Here is a 21150-nt window from a genome sequence, read left to right on the forward strand (position 1 = left end):
GCTTCGACCGGCGCCGGGTCGGTGGGGGCGGGTGGGGCGGGTGGGGGCCGTCCCCGGGAGGTCTGCACCGGGGACGGCGGTCGAGCGGACTGACGCACCGTCAGTTCACTTGTCTGCTGCGGCTCTCAGCCCTTGAGGCTACCGGCGGTCAGCCCCGCCATGATGTGCCGCTGGAACAGCAGGAAGATGACCAGCAGCGGGACGGCGGCCATCGCCATCCCGGCCAGCAGCTGGTTGGCGGGCATGTCGTTGGCGAGCGTGTTGAGGGCTACGGTGATCGGCTGGCCCTTGGGGTCGGGCAGCGTCAGCATCGGCCAGAGGAAGTCCTTCCACACGCCGACCACCGCGAAGATGGACACCACGGCGAGGACGGGCCGGGCCAGCGGCAGCACCACGTGCAGCAGGATCCGCACCGGCCCGGCGCCGTCGATCCGGGCGGCGTCGACGAGCTCCTCCGGGATCTGGTCGAAGAACCGCTTCAGCACGAAGATGTTGAAGGCGTTGGCGCAGGCGGGCAGCCAGATCGCGAACGGCGTGTTGATCAGGTTGACGTGGAGCAGCGGGATGTCCACCACCGTCAGGTAGGTGGGCACCAGCAGCGCGGAGACCGGGAGCATCAGGGTCGCCAGCATCATCCCGAGCACGACGTTGCCCAGCACCGGCCGCAGCTTGGACAGCGCGTACGCCGCGCAGACGTCCACCACCAGTTGGAACAGCAGCGCACCGGCGGCCAGCAGCAGGGTGTTGAGGAAGTAGCGGCCCAGTCCGGTGCTGCTCCACGCCTGGCTGTAGCTCTCGGGGTGGAAGCTCTGCGGGAACAGCGTCGGGTGGGGGTCGGCGAGTTCGGCGGAGGACTTCAGCGCGCCGGAGACCAGCCAGTACAGCGGGAAGACGAACGCGGCGGTGAAGGTGACCAGGACGGTGCCCAGCACGGTGCGGTAGAGCAGGCGCCCGAGCGGCCGGTCGAGTTCGGCGGGGGCGACGAGGGTGCGGGCGGCGGGTTCGGCGGTGGCCATGGCGGGTTCCTCTCAGCCCTTGGAGCGGGTCAGGCGCAGGTAGAGGGCGGCGAAGGCGCCGAGGACGACGAACAGGACGGTGCTCATGGCGCTGGCCAGGCCGAAGTCGTTGTAGACGAAGGCGTACCGGTAGAGCAGCAGCAGGACGGTGACGGTGGCGTCGTTCGGGCCGCCGCCGGTCAGCACGAACGGTTCGATGAACACCTGCATGGTGCCGATGACCTGCAGCAGCAGCGTGATCAGCAGGATGAAGCGCATCTGCGGGATCGTCACGTGCCACAGCCGCTGCCGGATCGAGGCGCCGTCGAGCTGCGCGGCCTCGTACAGTTCGCCGGGCACGCCCTGCAGCGCGGCGAGGTAGATCAGCGTGGTGGTGCCCATGTTGGCCCAGGTGGAGACCAGGACCAGCGACAGCATCGACAGGTTCTCCGACTCCAGCCACTGCTGCGGCGGCAGGTGCAGGATCCCCAGCGCGTGGTTGAACAGGCCCGGGCCCGGGTCGTAGAACCAGCGCCACAGCAGCACGGTGACGATCGGCGGCAGCATCACCGGCAGGTAGACGGTCATCCGCAGGTAGGCCCGGCCGTGGCGCAGCTCGTTGAGCACGACGGCGGTGACGAACGGCGCGGCGAAGCCGAACACCAGGGCCAGCGCGGTGAACCACAGGGTGTTGCGCCAGGCGGTGAGGAACAGCGGGTCGTCGAACAGGCGCTGGAAGTTGTCCAGGCCGACCCAGGTGGCGGGTTCGGCGAAGTTGACCTGCTGGAAGCTCAGCAGGAAGCCGCGGACGATCGGGTACCAGGAGAACAGCGCGAAGGCGAGGACGCCCGCGGCGAGGAACAGGTGCCCGACGAGGTTGTCGGCGATGCGGCGCCGCAGTCCCGCCCGACGCGGGGAGGAGGACGGGGGCGGTGCGGGGGTGGCGGCGGGCCGCCGCTGGGTGCGGCGCGGGGCGCCGACGGTGTCGACCTTCATGACGGGTGGCTTTCGGCTCGGGCGGGAGCGGGGCTGACGGGAGCGGGTGGACGCGGTGCAGGTGGACGCGGTGCAGGTGGACGCGGTGCAGCCGGTCGCGCGGCGGGGCGGCGCGACCGGCCGCTCCGCGGGCTCACTGCGCGGTGGCGAGGATGGTGTCGACCTTCTTCTGCGCGTCCTTCAGCAGCTCGTCGGCGTTCGCGTCCTGCTTGGTCAGCACGGCCTGCATCACGCCGTCCAGCACGGTGTAGATCTGCTGCGCGTTCGGCGGCTCGACCTTGACCTGCACGTCGGCGGAGCGGTCGGTGAACGGCCGGTAGTTCTGCTGCGGGACGTTGGCGTACTTGGCGTGCACCGCCTTGACCGTCTCGCCGCTCCTGCCGTCGAACAGGTCGGGCTGGGGCAGGCCGATCGGGATGTCGGAGCCGGCCGACTTCTGGTCGATCTCCTCCTGGCGGTCCGGGTTGAGGTACTTCCACTGGACCCAGGCCAGGCCGGCCTTGATCTTCGCCGGGGCGTCCTTGGGGTTGAACATGAAGCCGTCGCCGCCGCCGAGGGTCGCGGTGCCGGGCATCGCGGCCAGGCCGTACTCGTCGTACTTGCGCTCGAACTGCTTGACGATGGTGGGGATGTTGTCGGGGCCCGCGAGGTACATGCCGAGCTTGCCCGCGCCCATCATCTTCTGGACGTCGGGGATCTCCAGCAGCTGGCGGCTGCCCATGCTGTCGTCGGTCCACCGCATGTCGTGCAGGTGCTGCAGGGCCTTGTGGGCCGCGTCGGAGTCGAGGGTGGCCTTCCACTTGCCGGAGTCGTCCCGGGTGGCGACGTCGCCGCCGAGCGAGTAGATCCACGAGGTCAGGTGCCAGCCGCCCTGGTTGTTCTTGGAGAAGTCGGCGTAGCCGACGGTGCCGTCGCCGAGGGCGGTGATCTTCTGCGCGGCGGTGCGGACCTCGTCCCAGGTGGTCGGCGGCTCGTCCGGGTCGAGTCCGGCCTTGGTGAACAGTTCGCGGTTGTAGACCAGGCCCATCGAGTAGTTGCCGGTGGGCAGGCCGTAGACCTTGCCGTCCTTGCCCTTGAAGACGTCCTGCAGCGCGGGCTTGACGTCGGCGAGCGCGGGGACGTCCTTCAGGTACGGGGTGATGTCGGCGGCCTGGTGGCGCTGGATGAGGCCGGCCGGGTCGGTGAAGTAGACGTAGTAGACGTCCTCCAGCTGGCCGCCGGCGAGCTTCGCGGCGAAGGTCTTCGGGTCCATCATGCCCTCGTGGGCGTCGATCCTGATGTTCGGGTGGCTGGCCTCGAACGCCTTGACGTCGTCCTCGAAGTTCTTGCGGTCCACGGTCTGGGTGGCCGGGGGGAGACCGTTGACGGAGATGGTGACCACGCCTCCGGCGTCGCCGGAGCCGCTGCCGCCGCTGCTGCACGCGGTGGCGGCGAAGGCGGTGGCGGCGGCCAGCGCCACGGCGGAGGCACGGCGGATTCTGTTGCTGCCCATGATGATTCGGACCTTCCGTGGATCCTGCAACCGTTTGCGCGGAGCCCGGCTCGCAGCGCAAAGGGTGTGACGGAGGAGAGGCCCGGACCGGTGACCCCGGGCGCTCTTCGGTGCCCCGAACACTGACATCGTGAACGCAAGAAGTCAACGCGATGACGCAACATCCTTGCGTTGCATTCCCGTTTCGTGACCTTCCCCCCGTTCCACCCCCCCTCAGCCCCGGGCGGCGACCACCGAGGGTGCCGTGCAGGTCGACCCGCGCACGATCAACTCCGGCTCGAACAGCACCTCCTCCCCCTGCACCTGCCGGCCCTCGATCTGGTCCACCAGCGCTTTCGCCGCCGCCGCGGCCATCGCGGCCACCGGCTGGCGCACCGTGGTGAGCGGCGGATCGGTGGCGATCATGTACGGAGAGTCGTCGAACCCGATCACCGAGACGTCCCGCGGCACCACCAGCCCCTCGCGCCGCAGCCGCCGCACCGCCCCCAGCGCCAGCGCGTCGCTCGCGCACACCACCGCGCTCGCCCCCGCCTCCACCAGCCGGGGCACCGCCGCCGCCCCGCCGTCCATCGAGAACATCGCGTGCGCCACCAGCCGCCCCAGCTCCCCCTCCCGCCCGCGCCGCCGCAGGTGCCGGGCGAACGCGTCCAGCTTGCGCACGGACGGCACGTGCCCGGCCGGGCCCAGCAGCAGCCCGATCCGCTCGTGGCCGAGCGCCTCCAGGTGGGCCAGCGACTGCTCGACGGCGGCCGCGTCGTCGGCCGAGATCAGCGCCGAACCCCGGTGCCCGTCCGCCGCGTTGATCAGCACCACCGGCACCTCGCGCTCCCGCAGCGCCCGCCCCTGCTCCGGCCCGGCGTCCGCGTAGCTGGCCCCCACGAACACGATCCCGGCGACGTTCTGCCGCAGCAGCATCTCGATGTAGTTCGCCTCCGACACCCCGTCCGCCGTCCGGGTGCACAGCACCGGCATCAGCCCCTGCTTGCTCAGCGCCCCCGCCAGCACCTCGCAGAACCCCGGGAACACCGGGTTCTGCAGGTCCGGCACCACCAGCCCGACCAGCGGCGCCCGGTCCCCCCGGAACGCCGCGGGCCGCTCCACCCCCATCACGTCCAGCGCCGTCAGCACCGCCTCCCGCGTCTCCCGCGCCACCCCCGGCCGGTTGCGCAGCACCCGGCTCACCGTCACCGCGCTCACACCGGCGAACCGGGCCACCTCGTCCAGCTTCTTCGTCATGGCCGAAGCGTACCGACGCGAACGCAAAAAAACGACTGAGATCTGAAAATTGATGAAAGCAGGAGCGGTGATTGCGGAGGAGTGGCGGCAGGAGGTAGACAGTCCCGTGCCGTGCAGGCGCGCCTCCACGACCGGACACCGGCTACGGCGACCGGCTACGGCTCCCTGCCGCCCTGCCAGCGCTCGGCCAGCAGGGAGCCCGCGACGAGGTGGACGAGCACGGCGTCCGTGTCCGCCACCACGCCCCGGGCCAGACCGGGCGCCTCCCGGAGGATCACCCCGTCGAGTTCCGGGACGTCCGGACCCGGCACGACCACGGCGTGCTCGACCCACGCGGTCCGGCCGTCCGGGTAGCGCACGAAGGAGCGGTCCGGCACCGGGGACGTCAGCCCCCGCGGCCGCCAGGCCAGGCAGTGCCGCGGCGGCACCCCCAGGAGCAGCACCAGCGCGCCCGCTCCGCGGAGCCGTCCGACCGGCGACTCCGGGCCGAACGGGTCCTCCAGCTCCTGGCCGGAGACGATGCGCGCGGCCAGCGGGCCGCGGGCGACGAAGGAGTGCTGCGGGTGGTCGCTCCGCACGCTGCCCGGAAGACGGCGCAGCCGCTCCGCGAGGACGCCGGCCGACGGCGAGGCGGGGGTCCGCTCCCGGTCGAAGGCGGGCACCGCCGCCAGGAGTTCCCCCGCCTCCTCCGGGCCGAGCCCGGCCCGGGCGGCCTCGGCGGCCGCCCGGCGGTACGAGTTCTCCGGGGTCGCGGCCGACATCACCAGGGTGCCGCCGGGGCCCAGCACCTCCAGGAGCGCCGCCAGCAGGACGTCCGGGTCGGCCGTCGTCTCCAGTTCCCCGGCGGGGGTCTGCACGAACAGCACCGTGCCCGCGCGGACGCCCAGCACCCGCAGTTCCTCGGCGACCTCCCCGGCGAGGTGGAACAGTCGGCCGCCCCTCGGCGACCGGTCCCCGGGGTGGCCGTCGGCCAGTCGGGCGGCCACCTGCTCGCGGGAGCGGCCCGGGATCCCGTACCAGCAGTGGACGGGGCCGGCCGCGCCGTCGTCGTGCTCGGACTCCGCGTACTGCAGCACCAGTTCGCCGTGGCCGCGGTCGACCAGGGCGGCGTGGACCGCGTCCGACAGGACTACCCCGAGCCCGGCGTCCGGCGTCCGGGCCAGCGACCGCTCGTACCGCTCGGTCCGGGCCAGCCGGTCCGCGGCCTCGGCCCACGGCTGCTGCTGCTGCGTATCGTCTTCCACGAGGGGGAACTCGGCCACGTACAGGCAGAGTTGGAGGCCGGGGAGAGCCCCGGCCGGGCCCCTGGCGTCCGCCACCGCGCGTTCGAGTGCGGGCAGGTAGGAGGTCATCACCTCCGCAGTGCTCGTCCACCGCCAGCGCACCACCTCGTCCCGGTCGAACCGCGTCCGCTCGGCCCAGTCCGCCAACTCGCTGTCCAGCAGGGCCTGCTGGTACAGGTCGTCCAGCCGTTGGCGGAGGTCGGCCGGGAGCGGCTCGGCGTCGCCGAACACGGACGCCGCGCTCCTCACCACGACGCCCGGCCCGGCCGGGCGGGACAGGACGACCGGCTGGGGCGGGGCGGGGTGGTAGGGGACGGTGAGTACCACGCTGTGGCGGCCGTCCGGGCCGGGGAGGACGTGCCCCCGGTCGCCGGACGCTCGTCCGACCGCCTGGAAGAGCAGCAGCACCCGGACCGGGTCGGTCTGCGGCGGAACGTCGAAGGCCGACCGCCCCGGCGGCACGTGGGCGGGGTCCTGGACGGAGAACGGCACCCGGAAGGCCGGGCCCCTCGGTCGGCGGGTCAGGGCGATCGTGCCGTCCGCGCCCTCCTGCGCGCCGACTTCGAGCGCCGGGCCCAGGAACTGCTCCAGGTCGGCGAGCAGCAGGAGCCTGCGTTCCGGGACCTCGGGGCCGGGGGCGTACTCGTGGACGAAGGAGACCAGGGCCGACAGGATCGCGACGAGTTCCGGCCGCAGGTCCGCCCCCGTGCGTTCGAGGTCCTGGACCAGGCGGGAGTAGGTGTCCGCGGCGGCGGGGGCGAGGTGGGCCGGGGCGTGCCGGTTGCGGAGCAGGGCGAGTTCCGTCAGGGGTCCGGCGGTCAGCTCCCGGTCGGTGCCCGGGTGCTCCGGGTCGTAGTCGAACAGGCGGCCGACCGGCAGGAGGTCCGGCCCGCCCGGCATGCCCCGCTCCGCCATCGCCGCCACGGCCCCGGCGATGCTGAAGCCGTCGTACGGGGAGTGGGGCTCGCGGCCGACCAGCACGGTGTTGCGGGCGGGGAAGGACTCCTGCAGGTCCTGCGCCGTCCGGGGCGCGCCGTCCATGCTCAGCAGGACCACCGTGGTGGCGGCCGGGCGCCGGTGCAGGATCCCGCGCAGCACCTCGGCCCACCGCCGGTCGGGGTCGTCGGGGAAGGGCGTGCCCTGGACGTACAGCAGCAGGGTGTCCGGCGCCTCCGCCTCCGCGCCGTCGAACAGTTCCTCGGGGCCGATCCCCGGCAGCCCGAACGCCATCCGGCAGCGGGTCAGCGGGAGCCCCCAGCCGGTCGGCGACATGAGCACCTGGCGCAGGCCGTACAGGTCGGCGGCCAGGCGTCGTGAGGTGTGTCGCCCGTCCGCCTCGGCGAACCCGACGAGCAGGGCCGCGCTGCGCTCCGGGTCCGGGAACCTGACCTGCGGCCCCTCCTCCGAGACCGGGACCGGCCCCGGTGCCGGTACCGGTCCGCGACGGCGGGCCGGGGCGAGGAGGGCGAGCAGGCCGGCGGAGGCGCGGGCGAAGGGGACGAGGTCGGGCGGGAGGCCGTCGGGGTCGAGGTCGGTGGGGGTGCCGCCGGGGCCGTGGGCGGCCAACTGCTGGGTGAGGGCGGACCGGAGGGCCCAGGCGTCGTGGCGGTCGAGGTGGGCGAGGAGCGCGGCGCGGGCCTCGGGGTGGAAGGCGAGGGCGTGCGGGTCGCCGGGGTCGAGCAGGCCGCCGGTGAGGAGGTCCGCGAGGTCGGCCGCCCCCGCGCCGGGGACGAACTCCTCGCGGAGCAGCCGCAGCAGCGACGGGCTGAGGCTGTCGAACGGGCTGCACAGGACGGCGAGTCGGCGGGCCGCGGGGGAGGCGGTGTGCAGGAAGGCGGCGGCGCGGCCCACCGGGTCGGGTGCGGCTCCGGCCGCGGGCGCAGCTGCGGCTCCGGCCGCGGGTACGGCTCCGGCCGCGGGCGCGAAGGGTGAGGCGAGGGTGCCGCTGGCGGGCACCAGGACGGCGTCGTACCCGGCGGGGGCGGCGCGCATCAGGCCGTCGGCCCAGCGGCGGAGGGCGTGGGCGGTCAGGCCGACGGTGGGCAGCGGCACCCAGCCCAGGTCGGGGCCGAACGCGGCGGCGAGCATCGGGGGCAGGACGTAGGCGAGTTCGGTGTTGCGGGTGGCCGGCCGGCGGTGGCGGACGCGGACGGCGGGGAGGTCGAGCCCGGTGCGGTTCCACAGCCGGCTGGGCAGCGGGTTGAGCAGGACGACGGGACCGCCCGCGCTCCAGGCGTGCAGGAGCTGCCAGACGGCGGGGTCGCGCCAGGACGGCCCGGCGCAGTCCGAGAGCACCAGGAGCAGTCGGCGCCGCCCGGTGAGGCGGTGGTGGTCGACGGGGCGGCCCAGCGGGTCGGTGACGGCAGGCCGGGGGTCGAGGTCGAGGTTCAGGGCGCGGATCCGGCGGAAGGCGCCGAGTCCGGCGAGCAGGGTGGTGAACTCGGCCAGGGTGTCCTGCCAGAGGCCCATGGAGGGGGCCCGGTCGGTGAGGACCAGGGCCTCGAACCAGGGTTCGGGTTCGGACCGCAGGACGGGCAGCAGTTCGCCGGTGCGGGCGTACGCGTGGGTGGTGGCGTCGAGGTCGAGGGTGCGCCGCGGGCCGTTCGGGTAGCGGCGCTTGAGGGCGCGCAGCGAGCGGCCGAGGGCGAGGGCCTGCGGGAGGGCGCGGGTGGTGGCGGTCCCCGGGGCCGGACCGGCACCGGGGCCGGGGCCGGTCCGGGCCGACGGTCGCCCGTCCGGGGCTGCGCCGTCCGCGGGACCGGTCGGCGGGGCGCCGTCCGGTGCGGGGCCGGTGGCGGTCGGGGCGGGCGGGGCGGCGGCGCGGGTGCCCGCGGCGTCCGGGGCGCCGCTCGGTGCCGGGTCGGCCGGGGCGGGGGCCGGTCCGGGGGCCGGGGAGGCGGCGGCCAGCCAGAGCGCGTCGGCGAGGGCCGCCGCGTCGGTGTCCGGCGGCAGGATCTCGGCGAGGGCCGCCACCAGGTCGGCGGTGCGGTCACGCACCGGACAGGTCCCGGAGCATCAGGTCGAGCAGGTGGCGGCGCTGCTCGCCGGTGGGCGCGGCGGCGTCGGTCACCAGGCGGACGGCGTTGAGGAGTTGGTCGACGGCCAGGGTCTCGCCGCGGCTGATCCGGTCGGCGAACTCGGCGACCAGTTCGGCGGCGGCGGGGTCGAGCGGGGCGTCGCCGAGGCCGAGGTGGGCGGCGACGGCGCGCCGCAGGGCGGGGGCGTCCGGTTTCGGCATGTCGTAGCGGATGCAGCGGCGCAGGAAGGGGGCGGGGAAGTCGCGTTCCCCGTTGCTCGTCATGACGATGAACGGGAAGGTCCCACAACGGACCCGTCCGTCCTCGACGGTGGCGGTGGCGGCGGACTCCCATTCGCGGACGCGCACGGTGCGGCGCTGGTGGCGGACGAGCTCGGGGATCTCGTACGTCCCGTTCTCCAGGACGTCGAGCAGGTCGGCGGGCAGGTCGATGTCGCTCTTGTCGATCTCGTCGATCAGCAGCGCCCTGGGGCGCGGGCCGGGGAGCAGGGCCGTGCCGAGCGGGCCGAGCTGGAGGAAGGAGTCGATCTCGGCGGGGGCCTCGTCCCGGGCCTCGCGGATCCGCAGGGCGTGGATGTGGCCGAGCGCGTCGTAGCGGCAGAGCGCCTCGGGGAGGGTGCTGCGGGAGGTGACGTGCCACTTCAGGACGGGGCCGAGGCGCAGTTCGGCGGCGACCTGTTCGATGACCGTCGACTTCCCGGTGCCCGCGCCGCCGGTGACCAGCAGCGGCCGGTGCAGGTAGAGCGCGGCGTTGACCGCGTCGACCAGGCCGGGCGGCGGGAGGAAGGCGCGGTGCGGCTGGTGGTCGCCGAGGCGGCGCCAGGGCGGCGGGGGCGGGAGCGTCACTTCGCGGGCTTCGCCGTCGCCGCGGTAGTAGCTGTTCCAGGACATCAGGTGTTCCTCGTTCCGGGGACGGTGGGGACGGCGGGCGGTGCCGGGACGGCAGGGGGCGCCGGGACGGCAGGGGGCGCCGGGACGGCAGGGGGCGCCGGGACGGCAGGGGGCGCCGGGACGGCGGGGGGCGCCGGCTGCGCGGCGTCGGCGGGCCGGTTCCGGTGGCGGCCCGCGTAGTCGGCGCAGAAGTCCAGCCAGGGCAGGTCGTGCCAGACGGCGCGCAGGGTGGCGAGGCCGTCCAGGTGGGTGCCGGTGTCCGCGTCGGGCCGGTCGCCGAGGCGGGTGTCCCCGGCGGTCACCCAGCGGTAGGCGTCGCCGAAGTGGGCGGGCAGTCCGGCCCACAGGTGGGTCAGGCAGCGGTTCCACCGGTCCTCGCACGGCGGCTGGTCGGTGCGCGGCCACAGCAGGACCGGGGAGAACGGCAGCAGGGTCTCGACCAGTTCGCGCAGCAGGGCGGGGGTGGCCCGGTCGGTGAGGCCGACGGCGCGCCGGTAGCGGCTGTCCAGCAGGTCGGCCCTCAGGCGTTCGAGGTCGGTGGCGGCCGGGTGCAGCCAGTCGACGGGGGCGGTGGGGCCGGGCGGGCCGTCGCGGAGGGTTTCGAGCTGCTCGCGGGCGTTGCGGTTCATGCCCCAGAAGTGGGCGGGTTCGACCAGGCGGTCGGCCCAGCGGAGCGTCACCTCGTGCCCGACGCCCAGCCTCCGCATCCCGATCACCAGGTTCTCGGGGTGCCAGTGGAGCAGCACGGGGGCCTTCACCGCGAAGTCGACCGCCTCGACCCGGCCGTCGCCGTCCGGGCGTTCCCCGGCCCAGCGGAGTACCTCGGGCAGGGCCTGTTCCACCCCTGCCTGGTCGGGGGCGCAGGGGAAGTGGCGGTGGTCGACGCAGTCGGCGCCCTCGCGGAGGCAGGCGGAGAGCGTGTTCGGCCAGTCGACCTGTGCGGCGTCCAGGCTGACGACCAGTCGGCGGCCGGCGTCGCGGCCGGTGTGCCGGGCGTACCGGTCGGCGGCGTCGTTGAGGGCCAGTTCGGCGTCGTGGTCCCGGGCCCAGCGCAGGATCCGTTCGTGCCGGGGGTCCTGGTCGCAGAGGTGGGCGACGGCGACCAGGTACCAGGCGAGCATGGCGTGCGGGGCGGTGGCGGGGGCGCGCAGGGCGGCGTGTTCGAGCAGGTGCTGGAGCAGGGCGCGGTCGCCGAGCCCGGCGGGCGGGCGGACGGGCTCGGCGAGGCGGTCGATCCACTGCCGGTTGAAGGCGTGGCCGATCCGGTGCAGGTGGCGGGTGGTCAGGGCGGTGCCGGTGACGTCCAGGACGGCGGCGGCCGTGTCCGCCGCCGCGAGGATCCCGGCCACGGTGTCGGCCACCCAGTCGGCCGGGACGGTACCGGCCCGACCGGCCTGCTCGGCGAGGTCGGCCAGGGCCTGGCGGGTGCGCGGCACGGGCCCGGCCGGGGCCCCGGGCCAGCCGCGCAGGGCGTCGGCGAGGGCCGCGGCGGCGTACGGGCCCGCGCAGGCCCCGGCGGTCCGTTCGGCGTGGCGGTGGTGGCGGCGGTTGCGGCCGAGCCAGACCGACCGTCCGGCGTCGGTGTCGCCGTGGTAGTCGATCGCCTTGGGGGCCTGCTCCCGGACGAGTTCCCCGTCGGCCGCGGCGTGGAGGTCCCCGACGCCGAGGTACTCGCCCCCGTCGGCCAGGCCCTCGGTCAGCCGCTGGGCGATCTGGCGGCTGAGCCGTAGTTGGAACGCCTGTTCCCCGGCGCTGCACGCGGCCACCACCGCCACGTGCTTCTCCCCCTTGCGGAACCCGCCGACCAGGCCGGCGGCGTTCGGGAGTCCGGCGGCGGCGTGGCAGGTGTCGACCACCGCGACGACCCCGGCCACGCCCGGGTGGTCGGCCGCCAGGTGGATCGTCGCCCCGACGTCGATGCAGCGCGTGCCCTCCTGGTCCCTGCTGTCCGCGGTCATGTACCAGAGCGTGGACGGGTCGTGCGACTGGCCGTGGCCGAGGAACGCGAGGACGAGGGTCGCGCCCGCCCGGCCGGCCCCCTCGACGGCGGCGCGCAGGGCGGTGTCGGCCTCCTGCCAGCTCACCCGGCCGGAGCGCAGGTGCTCCGCGTCCAGGCCGGGGGCGGGGGTGCAGCCGCCGGTGTCCGGGTCGGTGAGCGCCGCGTACAGCTGCTCGGCGGCGGCGGCCAGGTGCTCCAGTTCCTCGAAGGCTCCGGCCGACTGGGTGGCGATCAGCAGCAGGTGCCGGTCCGGCGGCTGGCGTGGGCTCATCCGTGGACGGCCGTGGCCGTCAGGGCGCGCAGGACGCGGTCGGCCACCTCGGGCCGGCGCAGGTAGCGCAGGGCGCCGTGCGGGACGAGGCTCTTCGAGTCCAGCCGCTCGGAGCGGGGCCGCACGCCCCGGCTGCTGGGGCCGACCGACTTGGTCAGCCGGTGCTTCGGGACGACGGGGTCGTCCCCGTCCCGGAAGTCGGCCCAGGCGTCGACGTTCTCCGGCGTGACGGTGGGCTTGGGGCGCAGCAGCGGCCAGACGAAGGTCCGGGTGGTGATCGGGGAGCCGAGCGTGACGAACAGCGGCACCGGTCCGGGGTAGTGGGCGAGCGTCTCCAGGGCGACGACGCTGCCCAGCGAGTGGGCGACCACGACCGCGGGGCGGGCGGGGTCCAGGCAGGCCAGCAGGCGGTCGCGGACGCGCTGGTCGAAGGTCCGGCCGGTGTCGTCGGCGCGGCCCCGGGCCAGGTAGCGGCCGGGCTGCGAGATGATGCCGAGCACCTCGGCCCGGCTGAGCGCGCGGGCCGTCCCGGCCAGTCCGGGCACGGCGGCGACGGTCGCCACGACGGCGTTCACCGTCCGGGCGACCTCCATGACGCCCTGCGCGCCTTTCCGCCCGCCCGGGGCGAGTTGGGCCCGGGCCCGGTGCAGTTTGGGGTCCGCCCGGTGCTCGGGGAGTTCGAGGACGTCGTCCAGCAGCTCGACCAGTGCCTCCCGGGCGATCTCGAGTTCTCCCTCCTCCAACCCCGCCGCGTCGGCACCGCCCTGGGCCCCGCCGGAGCCGAACAGGTCGCCGTAGTGGGCGAAGGAGGCGTCGGCGAGCCAGTCCGTGGTGATCGCGGACACCTCGCTGGCGCGTCCGGCGGCCCGGGCGCCTTCCGCCAGGGCGCGCTTCCAGTCGACGAGTTCGCGCTGCGGGTCGCGGGGTCCGCCGATCCCGTGCACGAACACCAGCTGTGGTTTTCCCTGGTCGGCCTTCATGTGCCCGCCTCCGCCGCTCCCCTCCGGCCCTCGCCGGCCGGGGAGAGAACGATAGCAACGGCCTTCTGCCCGGCGGAAACTGACGGTACGACAGGAACTCCGGAACGGTCGGCGCAGGGATCAGGGATCAGGGATCAGCGAGCAGGGCACCTGGCGCCGGGGCGAGCGCCCGCCGCACCGGTGGGTCGGCGGGGTGTCACGGCCCCGCCGACCCGTCCTACGGGTGAGGTTCCACGCTATGCGGGCCGCGGCGGCCAGGGGCAGGGGCCGAACGTCCCGGGCTGCGGTGGCGGTCCAGGCGTGCTCGCGGTGCGCGCCGGTCGGAGCGGCTCCCGTGCGGCGGGCCAACGGCCGCCCGTGGGGCCGGAGTCGGCGGTTCGTTACCGCTGCATGAACAGCGTTGTGCCGGGCCGGGGTGCGGGGTTACGGTGCGAGGACGGCGGCACCCGGGCGGTGCCGCGAGAGTCGGACGGGGAGGTGGCGGCGGTGCGGGCCCAGGAGCGCGAGGTGTACCTCGACCGGCCGGTCGACCTGCTGCGGGTGAGCGCCGCGCTCTGTCCGGCCCGCCCGGCCCGTCCGGCCCGTACGACCCGCTGAGCCGGGTCCGCAGCAGCCCCGCTCGCCTCCCCTCCTCCCGTCGCCGCGTCCCGGCTGCGCCTCCGAGCGCGTCCCCGGCGCGTCCGCACGCCCCTCCCGCGTACTCCCCGCGCACTCCCCGCGTACTCCCGTGAACAGGAACCGGTCCGCCATGCCCGCATCCCCAGCAGCATCCCCGTCCTCTCCCACTGCCTCCGCCGCCGCCTCCCCCCTGCACCTGGCCGTCGCGCTGGACGGCGCCGGCTGGCACCCCTCCGCGTGGCGGGAGCCGGACGCCCGGCCGGAGGAGCTGTTCACCGCCCGGTACTGGGCCGACCTGGCAGCGGAGGCCGAGCACGGCCTGCTCGACCTGCTGACCATCGAGGACGGGCTGAGCCTGCAGTCGGAGCACCCGTTCGAGCCGGACGCGCGGACCGACCGGGTCCGGGGGCGGCTGGACGCGGTGCTGGTGGCGGCCCGGATCGCGCCGCTGACCCGGCACATCGGGCTGGTGCCGACGGCGGTCGTGACGCACACCGAGCCGTTCCACCTGTCGAAGGCGGTGGCCACGCTGGACTTCGTGAGCCAGGGCCGGGCCGGGCTGCGGGTGAAGGTGTCGGGCCGGGTCGACGAGGTCGCGCACTTCGGGCGCCGCGCGCCGCGCCCGCTGCGGCTGGAGGAGTTGGACTCCCCCGCCGGGCTGGCCGCGCTCGCCGAGTCGTTCGGCGAGGCCGAGGACTACGTGGAGGTGCTGCGCCGGCTGTGGGACAGCTGGGAGGACGACGCGGAGATCCGGGACGCGGCGACCGGCCGGTTCATCGACCGGAACAAGCTGCACCACATCGACTTCGTGGGTTCCCGCTTCTCGGTGCGCGGCCCGTCCATCACGCCCCGCCCGCCGCAGGGCCAGCCGCTGGTCGCGGCGCTCGCCCACCGCGGCGAGCCGTTCCAACTGGCCGGTCGTTCCACCGACTTGGCGTTCGTGACGCCGCGCGACGCGGACGACGCCCGGGCGATCGTGGCCGAGATCCGGGCCGCCCAGCGGGCTGCCGGGCGGGGAGCGGAGACGGTGCACGTCTTCGCCGACCTGGTGGTGCTCCTGGAGGAGCGGCCCGGCGCGGCGGCCGAGCAGTTGGCCCGGCTGGACGCGGCGGCGGGTGCCGAGTACACCAGCGACGCCCGGGTGTTCACCGGCACCTCCGCCGAACTGGCCGACCTGCTGGTCGAGTTGGCGCAGGCGGGGCTGTCGGGCTTCCGGCTGCGGCCGGGGCGACTGCCGTACGACCTGGAGCGGATCACCCGCGGCCTGGTGCCGGAGCTGCAGCGCCGCGGGCTGTTCCGCACCGCCTACGAGGCCGCCACCCTGCGCGGGCTGCTGGGCCTGCCGCGCCCCGCCAACCGCTACGCCGCCGACACCGCCCCCACGGCCGCGACCGCCTGAACTCCGAAGGAAATCCAGCGACATGAGCAGCGAAAGCAACGAAAGCCACAAGAGCCACGGAAGCAGCAACGGAAACGGCAGCAGCGGCAGCAGCGGCAAGCCGCTCAAGCGGATCCACCTGGCCGCGCACTTCCCGGGCGTCAACAACACCACGGTGTGGAGCGACCCGCAGGCGGGCAGCCAGATCGAGTTCAGCTCCTTCGCGCACCTGGCCCGGACGGCCGAGCGCGCCAAGTTCGACTTCCTCTTCCTGGCCGAGGGCCTGCGGCTGCGCGAGCAGCACGGGCTGATCCACGACCTGGACGTGGTCGGCCGGCCGGACACCTTCACCGTGCTGGCGGCACTGGCGGCGGTCACCGAGCGGCTCGGCCTGGCCGGGACGATCAACTCGACGTTCAACGAACCGTACGAGGTGGCACGGCAGTTCGCCTCGCTGGACCACCTCTCGGCGGGCCGCTCGGCGTGGAACGTGGTGACCTCCTGGGACGCGTTCACCGGCGAGAACTTCCGGCGCGGCGGCTTCCTGCGCGAGGAGGACCGGTACGCGCGGGCGCGGCAGTTCCTGGAGGCGTCCTGGCGGCTGTTCGACTCCTGGCGCGGGGACGAGGTGCTGGCCGACCGGGTGTCCGGAGCGTTCCTGGGGGATCCGCGAGCGGGTGAATTCGCCTACCGCAGCAGCGAGTTCGACATCGCGGGCCGGTTCGACGTGCCGCGCTCCCCGTAGGGGCGTCCGGTGGTCTTCCAAGCGGGCGACAGCGAGCAGGGCCGCGAGTTCGCCGCCGCCTCGGCCGACGCGATCTTCTCCCGGCACGGCACGCTGGACGCCGGGAAGGCGTTCTACGCGGACGTGAAGGGCCGCCTGGCCAGGTACGGGCGCTCGGCCGACTCGCTGAAGATCCTGCCCGCGGTGACCTTCGCGCTGGGCGACACCGACGCGGAGGCGCACGAGAAGGCCGAACTGGTGCGCCGTCAGCAGGTCAGCGGGCAGACCGCGATCCGGCTGCTGGAGCAGGTGTGGAACCGCGACCTGTCCGGCCTGGACCCGGAGGGGCCGCTGCCGGAGACGGACCCGCTGGTCGGCGAGCACACCGTGGCGCAGGGCCGGGCCTCGGTCCGGATGAACCGGGACCCACTGGCGGTGGCCCGCGAGTGGCGGGCGCTGGCCGAGGCGAAGAACCTCTCCGTCCGGGACCTGGTGATCGAGATGACCGGCCGCCAGTCCTTCATCGGCACCCCGGCCCGGGTCGCCGCGGAGCTGAACCGCTTCGTCCAGGAGGACGCGAGCGACGGCTTCATCCTGGCCCCGCACCTGACCCCGGGCGGCCTGGACGAGTTCGCCGACACCGTCGTGCCGCTGCTCCAGGAGCGCGGCGTGTTCCGCACCGAGTACGAGGGCAGCACCCTGCGCGAGCACCTGGACCTGCCGCCCCTCACCCGCACCCGCACCCGCACCCGCACCCGCACCCGCACGGAGGAGACGATATGACGACCACTCAGGAACCCGTCGACACGGCCGAGTTCACCCGCGCATGGGAGGAGTGGCACGCCGCGAGCCAGCGCGCCCTGGCCGACCCGCACGGCTTCCTCGCCGTCACCGCCCTGCACTGGCTGGACACCGAACCGACCCGCTTCCCGGACGCGCCGGGCGCCTGGCGGACCGGCCCGGACGGGGTGTGGGTCGAGCTGGACGAGGGCGAGGAGCTGGTGCTGGACGGCGAGCCGGTGCGCGGGCGGCACGGTTTCGGCGTGCTGCCGGAGCGGGCCAGCCTGTACGCGACGGCGGGCGCGGCGGTGATCGAGGTCGCCAAGCGCGGCGGCCACGACATCGTCCGGCCCCGGCACCCCGACAACCCGCTGCTGCGCGACTTCACCCGCACCCCCGCGTACGCACCGGACCCGCGGTGGGCGCTGACCGGCCGCTACCTGCCGTTCGAGCAGCCGCGCCCGGTGACCGTCGGCGCGGCCGTCGAGGGCCTGCAGCACGTGTACGACTCCCCCGGCGAGATCGAGTTCACGCTGCCCGACGGGGGCGGCACGCACCGGCTGACCGCGTTCAACGGCCACCTGCCGGGCAGCCTGCAAGTGCTGTTCACCGACGCCACCTCGGGCGTCACCACGTACGCCGCGAACCGGGCGCTGACCGTCCCGGCGCCGGACGGGCAGGGCCGGGTCACGGTCGACTTCAACCGGGCCACCAACCTGCCCTGCGCCTACACCGACCTGGCGACCTGCCCGCTGCCGCCCGCCGAGAACCGCCTCCCGGCGGCGGTCGAGGCCGGTGAGCGGATCCCGCTGGAGCGCGGCGGGCAGCCGTAGCGCGCGCACCGCAACGGCCGCCGGCCCGGAGGCGCTCTCGCCCGCTCCGGGCCGGTGGCCGTTCAGGAGCGGCGCTCCTTGCCCGGCAGGGCCTGGACCACCAGCGCGAACAGCGCGGTGGCGGCCAGCACGTACAGCAGGCAGGCGCGGAACGCGGCCGGGACGGCGTCGGGGCCGGGGGTGTCGGCGAGGACGCGGTAGAAGACCAGGCCGATCAGGGCGACGCCGAACGCGTTGCCGACCTGCACGCCGGTGGTCAGCATCCCGCCGGCCGAGCCCGCGCTCGCGGCCGGGACGCGGGCCAGCACGGTGGCGGTCAGCGGGGCGAAGGACAGGCCCATGCCGCAGCCGTCCAGCAGCAGGCCCGGCACCAGCCACCACAGGCTGCGTTCCGGCCCGCTGACGGCCCAGAGCTCCAGCAGCAGTCCGGCCGCGCGCAGCGCGCAGCCCGCGGTGACGGCGTGGCGGCCGGTCCGGGCGGCCAGGTGGCGGGCGCCCGCGGAGGCGGCGACGTAGCCGAGGCCGAGCACGCTGAACACCAGGCCGGAGTCGATCGGCGCGAGGTGGCGGCCCTGCTGGAGGTAGAGCGCGAACACCAGGAAGTAGGAGGCCATCGAGGCCTAGAAGACGAGTTGGGCGAGCAGCCCGGCGGTGAAGGCGCGCTCCCGGAACAGGGTCAGGTCGAGCGAGGGCGAGCCGCCGCGCAGCCGCAGGCGGCGCTGCTGGGCGGTGAACGCGGCCAGCAGCAGCGGCCCGGCGGCGAGCAGCAGCAGGCTCCACAGCGGCCAGCCCCGTTCGCGGCCCTCGATCAGCGGCAGGCAGAGCGCGGTCAGCGCGGCGGTGACCAGCAGCAGGCCGAGCAGGTCGGGGCGGGGCCGTCCGGGGGCCTTGGACTCGGGCAGCAGCCGGGCCGCGGCGAGCGCGGCGGCCAGGCCGATCGGCAGGTTGACCAGGAAGCAGGCGCGCCAGCCGAGGCCCAGCAGGTCGGCGCGGATCAGCAGGCCGCCGATCAACTGGCCGAACACGGCGGCGATCCCGGACGCGGCGGCGTACCAGCTGACCGCCCGGGCCCGGGCCGGGCCGTGGTAGGAGGTGGTGATGACGCCGAGCACCTGGGGGGCCATCAGGGCGGCCGCGGCGCCCTGCAACACCCGCCCGGCGATCAGCAGTTCGGCGGTGGGCGCGGCCCCGGCGGCCGCGGAGGCGGCGGTGAACAGGACCATGCCCAGCGCGAGGACGCGGCGGCGCCCGTACAGGTCGCCCAGGCGGCCGCCGGTGACCAGGCCGACGCCGTAGGTCAACGCGTAGGCGGCGACGACGAGTTGGATCTGGGCGTCGGTGGCGTGCAGGTCGCTCTGGAGGGCGGGGACGGCGACGTTGACGATGAAGAAGTCGAGCCCGGCGAGGAACACCCCGGCGAGGACGATCGGCAGGGTGGCGCGGTGCGGCGCAGCAGCCGTCGGGGCGTCGGCCGTCGGCGCGGCAGCGGCCGTCGGCGCGGCAGTAAGCGGCGCGGCAGTGGGCGTCGACCCGGCGGTGGCTGTCGGCGCGGCGGTGGGCACGGTGGTGCGGTCGGTCATGGGAGGACGGACTCCTGGGGAGGCAGCGGGTGGGCCCGCGCCGCTCCGCCCCGGAGTGCGGGGGCGGGGCGCGGTGCGTGCTCCACTCTCCCCGGGCCCGCGGGGTGCCTCAACTACCCGTCAGGTAGGCGGCGGTGTCCTCGTCCGCCGGGAAGAAGCTCTCGATGATGAGCTCGGCGGAAGTCAGGTCGCGGGCGATGCCGAAGGTGGCGAACGTCCCGATGAACGACAACACCCTTTCTTCGCAGCGTAGTTCGAGCGGGAGCGTGATCTCGTCGGGGCCGGGGATGTCGACCTCGGGCACCGGCTGGTCGCACGGGTAGCCGAGCAGTTCCTCGTGCAGCGGCCAGAGGCGTTCGTCGAGCGCGGCGCGGCGGGCCAGCCCGGTCAGGAGTTTTCCGCGCCAGCGGCCGAGGTTGACGATCCGGGGGGCCATCCCGTCGGGGTGCAGGACCAGGCGCAGGGCGTTGACCGGCGGCCGGAGCAGGTGGGCGGCGACGCCCGCGGTGCACAGCCGGTCGAAGGGCTCGTTGGAGGCGACGAGGTTGCGTCGGCCGTCCATCACCAGCGCGGGGTAGGGCCGGTGACCGTCCAGCACCCGCCGCACCGCGGCCAGGACCGGCCGCATCGCCGGGTCGTCGAGCGGCTTCTCGTGGTACACGGGTGCGTAACCGGCCGCCAGCAGCAGGAAGTTGCGTTCCCGCAGCGGCACCTCCAGGTGGTCGGCCAGCCGCAGCACCATCTCCCGGCTGGGCCGCGAGCGCCCGGTCTCCACGAACCCGACGTGTCGCGCCGAGACGCCCGCCAGGTTGGCCAGTTCGAGTTGGCTGATCCGCCGCCGTCGCCGCCACTGCGCCAACAGCGGCCCCACCCGGGCCGGTTCGACCGCGTCCGCCGTCATCGGCGCCCCCTTCGTCGGCCCCAATCTACGCCAGGGCGCCAGAACTCCGTGGCGCCAGAACGCCGGGGCGTCGGGACGCCAGGCCGCCGGGGTGCCGGGCCCGTCCCCGTCCCGCACCCGGCGGGGACGGGCCCGGCGGGTGCGTCAGCCGATGTTGCTCTGCGGGCCCGCGTACCGGGCGAGCAGGGCGGGCACGTCGGCGGCCGCGTCCAGGGTGTACGGGTAGAACGAGGACGGGTCGAAGGTGGTGCCGTTGGTCTGCTGCTTGCCGGTGCTGTTGACCACGATGCTGCCGCGCTCGGTCAGGGCGGCGGCGGAAGTGTCGTTGTAGTAGGGGTTGTTGACGTGGTCGTAGTAGCTGTTCTCGATCACGGTGCGCGAGGCGCCGCGCGAGAGGTTGCCGTAGGAGGCGACGTTCTGCAGGTAGTTGTTGTAGAGGTGGGCGTAGGCGACGTTGTCGACGCTGGGGTTGCGCTGGTTGGTGTCGTGGATCCAGTTGTGGTGGATGGTGATCCGGGCGGTGACGTTGTCGGTCCAGCCGATCCCGAAGGCCTTGTTCTCCTCGCCCATGACGTTCCAGGAGACGGTGAGGTAGCTGGTGTCCTTCCGGCTGTCGATCAGGCCGTCGTTCATCCGCTCGATCCGGTTGTGGTCGATCCACACGTGGTCGGCGGTGTCCATCTGGATGCCGTCGTAGTCGTACACCTTGTCGTCGGGGTCGTCGTCGGCCATCTGCGCGTCCCGGATGGTGAGGTTGCGCAGGATCACGTTGTGCACGCCGGTGCCGAGGAAGAAGCCGCCGTGGACGATCTCGCCCGCGGTGCCGACGCCGACGATGGTCTTGTTCGACTTCACCGGGATCTCGTGACCGTACGGCGAGACGGTGACCGCGGCCGCGACCCGGATGGTGTAAGGACCGTCCGCCGTCGCGTACTTGACCAGGTCGGCGAAGGTGGTGACGGTGACGGTCGGCCCGCCCGCGCCGCCGGTCGTCCCGCCCCCGGTGGAGGCGAACCCGTCCGCGGTGTTCGACCAGCTCCGTCCGGTGCTGACCGGCCGGAAGGCCCACTGCTTGTTGGTGTTGGCGGTGCAGGTCTCCTGGATCACCGCCGTCCCGGCCGTGGTGGACGCCCCCTGGTCACTGATGCACAACCCG

Annotated in this window: 14 protein-coding genes and 2 pseudogenes; 4 read left to right on the forward strand and 12 right to left on the reverse strand. The window is 74.6% G+C overall.

The window, feature by feature from the left end; all coding sequences use genetic code 11:
- Positions 1-125: 125 nt before the first annotated feature.
- The 8 genes from OO57_RS33800 to OO57_RS33835 all read right to left on the reverse strand — a co-directional run bounded on the left by OO57_RS33800 (position 126) and on the right by OO57_RS33835 (position 13180).
- On the reverse strand, positions 126-1016 hold the full coding sequence (locus OO57_RS33800; RefSeq protein WP_033256597.1) for a carbohydrate ABC transporter permease: 891 nt from the start codon (positions 1014-1016) through the stop codon (positions 126-128).
- Between the two features lie 12 nt (positions 1017-1028).
- A complete protein-coding gene (locus OO57_RS33805) occupies positions 1029-1991 on the reverse strand; it encodes a carbohydrate ABC transporter permease (protein ID WP_081974154.1) in 963 nt (320 codons plus the stop codon).
- Between the two features lie 133 nt (positions 1992-2124).
- Positions 2125-3483 carry an ABC transporter substrate-binding protein gene (locus tag OO57_RS33810; protein ID WP_033256598.1) on the reverse strand — a complete coding sequence of 453 codons (1359 nt, stop codon included), beginning with the start codon at positions 3481-3483 and terminating at the stop codon, positions 2125-2127.
- A gap of 213 nt (positions 3484-3696) precedes the next feature.
- Complete coding sequence (locus tag OO57_RS33815) at positions 3697-4719, reverse strand: LacI family DNA-binding transcriptional regulator (protein WP_033256599.1); 1023 nt, start codon at positions 4717-4719, stop codon at positions 3697-3699.
- 155 nt (positions 4720-4874) lie between these two features.
- The gene (locus tag OO57_RS40050) at positions 4875-8999 is read right to left on the reverse strand and encodes an SAV_2336 N-terminal domain-related protein (protein ID WP_051778601.1); all 4125 of its coding nucleotides are present in this window, start codon (positions 8997-8999) and stop codon (positions 4875-4877) included.
- Positions 8992-9930 carry an AAA family ATPase gene (locus tag OO57_RS33825; protein WP_033256600.1) on the reverse strand — a complete coding sequence of 313 codons (939 nt, stop codon included), beginning with the start codon at positions 9928-9930 and terminating at the stop codon, positions 8992-8994. Before OO57_RS33825 ends, OO57_RS40050 begins: the two co-directional genes overlap by 8 nt.
- Entirely contained in the window at positions 9930-12200 is a 2271-nt protein-coding gene (locus OO57_RS40055) for a hypothetical protein (protein ID WP_051778602.1), read from the reverse strand. The genes OO57_RS33825 and OO57_RS40055 overlap by 1 nt, the downstream gene beginning before the upstream one ends.
- Positions 12197-13180 carry an alpha/beta fold hydrolase gene (locus OO57_RS33835; protein ID WP_033256601.1) on the reverse strand — a complete coding sequence of 328 codons (984 nt, stop codon included), beginning with the start codon at positions 13178-13180 and terminating at the stop codon, positions 12197-12199. The genes OO57_RS40055 and OO57_RS33835 overlap by 4 nt, the downstream gene beginning before the upstream one ends.
- A gap of 453 nt (positions 13181-13633) precedes the next feature.
- On the opposite strand from OO57_RS33835, the gene OO57_RS44360 reads away from it, so the two are divergent.
- From OO57_RS44360 to OO57_RS33850, 4 genes and pseudogenes are all read left to right on the forward strand, one after another.
- Positions 13634-13777: a hypothetical protein gene (locus OO57_RS44360; protein WP_158715322.1), complete on the forward strand. Its 144-nt coding sequence runs from the start codon at positions 13634-13636 to the stop codon at positions 13775-13777.
- A gap of 151 nt (positions 13778-13928) precedes the next feature.
- Positions 13929-15197: an LLM class flavin-dependent oxidoreductase gene (locus OO57_RS33840; RefSeq protein WP_051778603.1), complete on the forward strand. Its 1269-nt coding sequence runs from the start codon at positions 13929-13931 to the stop codon at positions 15195-15197.
- A gap of 22 nt (positions 15198-15219) precedes the next feature.
- Positions 15220-16683 (forward strand): annotated as a pseudogene (locus tag OO57_RS38785) (NtaA/DmoA family FMN-dependent monooxygenase).
- Positions 16680-17513 (forward strand): DUF1684 domain-containing protein, encoded by an 834-nt coding sequence (locus tag OO57_RS33850; RefSeq protein WP_033256602.1) that lies wholly within the window; start codon positions 16680-16682, stop codon positions 17511-17513. The pseudogene OO57_RS38785 and the gene OO57_RS33850 overlap by 4 nt, the downstream one beginning before the upstream one ends.
- Before the next feature lie 62 nt (positions 17514-17575).
- Here OO57_RS33850 and OO57_RS44955 read toward each other — a convergent pair whose 3' ends face one another.
- The 4 genes and pseudogenes from OO57_RS44955 to OO57_RS33865 form a co-directional block, all read right to left on the reverse strand.
- Positions 17576-18127, reverse strand: a complete 552-nt coding sequence (locus tag OO57_RS44955; protein ID WP_199811376.1) for an MFS transporter — start codon at positions 18125-18127, stop codon at positions 17576-17578.
- Positions 18128-18133: 6 nt separating this feature from the next.
- The gene (locus tag OO57_RS44960) at positions 18134-19093 is read right to left on the reverse strand and encodes an MFS transporter (RefSeq protein ID WP_199811377.1); all 960 of its coding nucleotides are present in this window, start codon (positions 19091-19093) and stop codon (positions 18134-18136) included.
- A gap of 109 nt (positions 19094-19202) precedes the next feature.
- Positions 19203-19994, reverse strand: coding sequence for a helix-turn-helix domain-containing protein (locus OO57_RS33860; protein ID WP_033256603.1), 792 nt, complete (start codon positions 19992-19994; stop codon positions 19203-19205).
- Positions 19995-20138: 144 nt separating this feature from the next.
- Positions 20139-21150, reverse strand: a pseudogene (locus OO57_RS33865) (right-handed parallel beta-helix repeat-containing protein); the annotation flags it as partial.

The organism is Kitasatospora phosalacinea, from assembly GCF_000717185.1.
Classification (GTDB): Bacteria; Actinomycetota; Actinomycetes; order Streptomycetales; family Streptomycetaceae; genus Kitasatospora; species Kitasatospora phosalacinea_A.

What these genes read in the sequence shown, in the direction of transcription:
- OO57_RS33835 (WP_033256601.1), bottom strand. Translation starts at nt 13,180, where the DNA reads ATGAAGGCCGACCAGGGAAAACCACAGCTGGTGTTCGTGCACGGGATC.
- OO57_RS33810 (WP_033256598.1), bottom strand. Translation starts at nt 3,483, where the DNA reads ATGGGCAGCAACAGAATCCGCCGTGCCTCCGCCGTGGCGCTGGCCGCC.
- OO57_RS33800 (WP_033256597.1), bottom strand. Translation starts at nt 1,016, where the DNA reads ATGGCCACCGCCGAACCCGCCGCCCGCACCCTCGTCGCCCCCGCCGAA.
- OO57_RS33860 (WP_033256603.1), bottom strand. Translation starts at nt 19,994, where the DNA reads ATGACGGCGGACGCGGTCGAACCGGCCCGGGTGGGGCCGCTGTTGGCG.
- OO57_RS33850 (WP_033256602.1), top strand. Translation starts at nt 16,680, where the DNA reads ATGACGACCACTCAGGAACCCGTCGACACGGCCGAGTTCACCCGCGCA.
- OO57_RS44960 (WP_199811377.1), bottom strand. Translation starts at nt 19,093, where the DNA reads ATGACCGACCGCACCACCGTGCCCACCGCCGCGCCGACAGCCACCGCC.
- OO57_RS33825 (WP_033256600.1), bottom strand. Translation starts at nt 9,930, where the DNA reads ATGTCCTGGAACAGCTACTACCGCGGCGACGGCGAAGCCCGCGAAGTG.
- OO57_RS44955 (WP_199811376.1), bottom strand. Translation starts at nt 18,127, where the DNA reads ATGGCCTCCTACTTCCTGGTGTTCGCGCTCTACCTCCAGCAGGGCCGC.
- OO57_RS40055 (WP_051778602.1), bottom strand. Translation starts at nt 12,200, where the DNA reads ATGAGCCCACGCCAGCCGCCGGACCGGCACCTGCTGCTGATCGCCACC.
- OO57_RS33805 (WP_081974154.1), bottom strand. Translation starts at nt 1,991, where the DNA reads ATGAAGGTCGACACCGTCGGCGCCCCGCGCCGCACCCAGCGGCGGCCC.
- OO57_RS33815 (WP_033256599.1), bottom strand. Translation starts at nt 4,719, where the DNA reads ATGACGAAGAAGCTGGACGAGGTGGCCCGGTTCGCCGGTGTGAGCGCG.
- OO57_RS33840 (WP_051778603.1), top strand. Translation starts at nt 13,929, where the DNA reads ATGCCCGCATCCCCAGCAGCATCCCCGTCCTCTCCCACTGCCTCCGCC.